We start from the raw sequence: 3,924 nt of genomic DNA on the forward strand, positions 1-3,924 counted from the left end.
GTCGCGAAAACGAACGGTCGGATAGGCGCTCAGCTCTTCGCTGAACCACGCCTTGATATCGGCCGGGCTTTGCCCGTCCTGGCCCGGAAACCCGTGCGACGCCGCCGCAAACCGGTTTCTGGGCATGCCGGTATCCAGCACCAACACCTGTTTTCGCGCCCGCGCCAGCTGCATGGCGGCTGACATCCCGGCAAAACTGCCGCCGATAATGAGAACATCATGATCCATAGCCTGATCCTGTATTTGGCTTAATGTATTTTTATGAGTTACATGAAATCCCGAACCGAAGCAAGACATGAAACTTTCATTGTTTCATGATCACTGCTAGACAAGAGGCATCCGAAAGTCAGGAGCCCATTTGATGCCGCGCGACCTCCGCCTGTCCCGTATGCTGCACGTGCTGATCCATCTCGACCGGCACGTCGAACGCGCGACGTCGGATCAGATCGCCGGGATGATTTCGACGAATCCTGTCGTGGTGCGGCGGATGATGGCGGGCCTCAGGGACAAGGAAATCCTGATCTCGGAAAAGGGCCATGGCGGCGGCTGGCAACTGGCGCGCCCCTTGAGCGCAATATCGCTGCTTGATGTCTACGAGGCGATCGGCAGCCCGCCCTTGTTCAACATCGGCCCCGGCGCGGAGCCCGCCGACTGTCTGGTGGAGAAGGCCGTCGACGCGCGGCTTGACCTTGCGATGCAGGAAGCCGAGCGCCGCCTGTTGCAGCAGTTCTCCGAGATCTCGGTGGAGGACCTGGCGCAGGATTTCGAGCACCGGTTTGCCGCCCTTCACGGGGACGCCGACAGTAATACGGCAGCCGCTTTCTCGCATGCCAAGAGCTGATCTTCGGACCCCGTCCAGTTTGAAGTGATCAGGCGCAGCGCCCAGTCGCCGGGCCAAGTCGCCGGGCCAAGTCTCCGGGCCAAGTCTCCGGCCATGTCGCCGGGCCATGACGGTCCATCACGACGCTGTATTCAAGGCCGGATATCGAAACGATTTTCAGGCGCGAGCAGAAAAGTGGTTGCCATCAAAATCGGCTTCCCTTAAATGTAACGTTATTACATTACCAGTCTAACCAGACTGTTCCCTGACTTGAGTGAAAGCCCTTTGATGGCCGAGGCCTGCCTGACCTTTCGCGATCTGACGCTTGGATATGACCGGCATCCGGCCGTGCACCACCTGAACGGCGTTGTCGGCAAGGGCAGCCTGACGGCGGTGGTCGGCGGCAACGGCTCGGGCAAGTCGACGCTGATGAAGGGCATTGTCGGATTGCTGCGGCCGCTTGGCGGCAGTTGCGCGGTCGCGCCCGGCACGCGTCTGGCCTATCTGCCGCAGCTTTCCGAGCTCGACCGCAGCTTTCCCGCTCGGGTCGTGGACCTCGTTTCGCTGGGGCTGTGGCCGCGGCGCGGTCTTCTCGGGCGGCATCGCGCCGAGGACCGGCGAGCGGTCAGCGACGCGCTGATGGCCGTGGGTCTTAAAGGCTTTGAAAAGCGTCCCGTCGACAGCCTGTCCGGAGGCCAGCTGCAAAGGGCGCTGTTTGCGCGGGTTCTGGTGCAGGACGCCGATCTCATTCTGCTGGACGAACCGTTCAATGCGGTCGATGCGCGCACGATCACCGATCTTGTGGCGCTGATCAAGAACTGGCACGGGGAGCAGCGCACGGTCATGGTCGTCGTTCATGACCTCGATCTCGTGCGCGAACACTTTCCCGAAGCGCTGCTGCTGGCCAGACGGCCAATCGCCTGGGGTGACGTCTATGGCACGCTTTCGGCGGAAAACCTGCTGCGCGCCCGCCATTACAGCGAGCCATGGGATGAGCACGCGCCGTGGTGCGGGCCCGATGGCAATGCCGGTCTTCGGCAAGCCTCGAACGGAGCGCGCTGATGATCTACGACGCTCTGGTGCTGCCCTTCATCGAGTTCGCCTTCATGCAGCGGGCCTTGTCCGGCGCGTTGATGCTGTCGCTCAGCGCCTGCCCGGTCGGCGTGTTCCTGATGCTGCGGCGCATGAGCCTGACCGGCGATGCGATGGCGCATGCCATCCTTCCGGGCGCGGCCGCCGGCTTCCTGCTCTATGGCCTCGAAATCGTGCCGATGACCATCGGCGGGCTTGTCGCCGGCATCTTCGTGGCGCTCGGCGCGGGCGCCATCGCCCGGCTCACCGTGCAGAAGGAAGATGCCTCGATGGCCGCCTTCTATCTGATTTCGCTGGCGCTTGGCGTGATGATGGTGTCGCTGCGCGGCTCCAGCGTCGACCTGATGCATGTCCTGTTCGGCACGGTTCTGGCGCTGAACGACGACGCGCTGACATTGATCGCGCTGGTTTCCGTCACCTCCATGGTTCTCGTCGGCCTGTTCTGGCGGGCGCTGGTGGCCGAATGCATGGACCCGCTGTTCCTGCGCTCCGTCTCCCGCCTTGGCTCGCCGGTGCATTTCATCTTTCTCGGCCTCGTGGTCATCAATCTGGTGGCGGGCTTTCAGGCGCTCGGAACGCTTCTGTCCGTCGGGCTGATGGTGCTGCCGGCAGCCGCCGCCCGCTTCTGGACGCAACGCGTTTCGACCATGTGCGCACTCGCCATCGCCATCGGCGTTGTTTCCTCCATCGTCGGCCTGCTGCTGTCCTATCACGCCTCGCTGCCTTCCGGCCCGGCGATCATCCTGTCGGCCGGCGCGATCTATTTCGTTTCGGTCGTCGCAAGCCCGCGCGGCCTTCTTCTGTCGCGCCTGCCGAACTCGCTGCATCGCGCGGCCTGATCAAGCAACTTACCGGAATTCAACATGAAGACACTGACAGCCCTTTTCACAAGCCTGATCGTCACCGCTGCATTCTGCGCGCCCGCCCACGCCGAGGATGACAAGCTCGCCGTGGTCGCCAGCTTCTCGATCATCGGCGATTTTGCCGAACAGGTCGGCGGCGACCGCATCACGCTTCGAACGCTGGTCGGACCGGACAGCGACGCCCATGTCTATGAACCGCGCCCAGCCGATGCCATGGCGCTGGCGCGGGCCGACGTCATCCTCGTCAACGGCCTGCAGCTCGAAGGCTTCATGGACCGCCTGATCGAGGCCAGCCAGGCGGATGCGCCGATCACCACCGTGACCGATGGCGCCGACATTCTGAACGATCCCAATGGCGGCCATTATCACTACATCGACGGCAAGGCGATCTTCCACGCCGCGCCGAACGACCCGCATGCCTGGCAGTCGGTCAAAAATGCCAAGGTCTATGTCGAGAACATCGAACAGGCCTTCTGCGCCGCCGATGCGGAAGGATGCCCGACCTACGAGGCCAATGCCGAGGCCTATCTCGACGATCTGACCGCGCTCGATGCGGAAATCCGGGCCACGGTCGATGCGATCCCCGAGGATCGCCGCGTCGCCGTCGTCGCCCATAATGCCTTTCGCTATTTCGAGCGCGACTACGGAATAGCCTTCCTGTCGCCGCAGGGCGTTTCGACCGAGTCCGAAGCCTCCGCCGCGGATGTCGCCTCGCTGATCCGCGAAATCCGCGAGAAGCGCGCGGCGGCCGTCTTTGCCGAAAACATTTCCGACGCCCGCCTCGTCGAACAGATCGCGTCCGAAGCCGGACTGGAACTTGGGGGAACGCTCTATTCGGACGCATTGTCTTCAGCCGACGGCCCCGCGCCGCGCTATATCGACATGATGCACTACAACGTCGAAACGCTCGCGACGGCCATCAACAACGGCTGACACCAATAAACCGGGTGAGGCCGAACCTTGCCCATCGCTGTTACGTTATACCATCAAGGAGAGACTGATATGAAACGATGGATCCTGGGTGCATCCGCACTCGCGATTTCGCTCGGCGCCCCTTCGGCGTTTGCCGAAGACCATGAGGACAGCGTCACCCTCTACCGCGTTTTCGTCGGCGATCATGCCGATGCGAAAATCACGGCCTTCGACCTC

Annotated in this window: 5 protein-coding genes; 4 read left to right on the forward strand and 1 reads right to left on the reverse strand. The window is 62.7% G+C overall.

Features of this window, described 5'->3' with window-relative positions:
- On the reverse strand, positions 1-228 hold a 228-nt coding region (locus AC5DC2_RS20700; RefSeq protein ID WP_491699853.1), incomplete at its 3' end, for an FAD-binding protein.
- Between the two features lie 133 nt (positions 229-361).
- On the opposite strand from AC5DC2_RS20700, the gene AC5DC2_RS20705 reads away from it, so the two are divergent.
- The 4 genes from AC5DC2_RS20705 (at position 362) to aztC (ending at position 3,708) form a co-directional block, all read left to right on the forward strand.
- A complete protein-coding gene (locus tag AC5DC2_RS20705; protein WP_491699849.1) occupies positions 362-841 on the forward strand; it encodes an RrF2 family transcriptional regulator in 480 nt (159 codons plus the stop codon).
- Between the two features lie 267 nt (positions 842-1,108).
- A complete protein-coding gene (gene aztA, locus AC5DC2_RS20710) occupies positions 1,109-1,882 on the forward strand; it encodes a zinc ABC transporter ATP-binding protein AztA (RefSeq protein ID WP_491699850.1) in 774 nt (257 codons plus the stop codon).
- The gene (gene aztB / locus AC5DC2_RS20715) at positions 1,882-2,751 is read left to right on the forward strand and encodes a zinc ABC transporter permease AztB (RefSeq protein WP_491699851.1); all 870 of its coding nucleotides are present in this window, start codon (positions 1,882-1,884) and stop codon (positions 2,749-2,751) included. The genes aztA and aztB overlap by 1 nt, the downstream gene beginning before the upstream one ends.
- Before the next feature lie 24 nt (positions 2,752-2,775).
- Positions 2,776-3,708: a zinc ABC transporter substrate-binding protein AztC gene (gene aztC, locus AC5DC2_RS20720; RefSeq protein WP_491699852.1), complete on the forward strand. Its 933-nt coding sequence runs from the start codon at positions 2,776-2,778 to the stop codon at positions 3,706-3,708.
- The last annotated feature ends 216 nt before the right edge of the window (positions 3,709-3,924 follow it).

This window comes from Martelella sp. (genome assembly GCF_984369615.1).

Excerpts from the sequence above, each read along its gene's own strand:
- AC5DC2_RS20705 (WP_491699849.1), top strand. The coding sequence starts at position 362 with ATGCCGCGCGACCTCCGCCTGTCCCGTATGCTGCACGTGCTGATCCAT.
- aztA (WP_491699850.1), top strand. The coding sequence starts at position 1,109 with ATGGCCGAGGCCTGCCTGACCTTTCGCGATCTGACGCTTGGATATGAC.
- aztB (WP_491699851.1), top strand. The coding sequence starts at position 1,882 with ATGATCTACGACGCTCTGGTGCTGCCCTTCATCGAGTTCGCCTTCATG.
- aztC (WP_491699852.1), top strand. The coding sequence starts at position 2,776 with ATGAAGACACTGACAGCCCTTTTCACAAGCCTGATCGTCACCGCTGCA.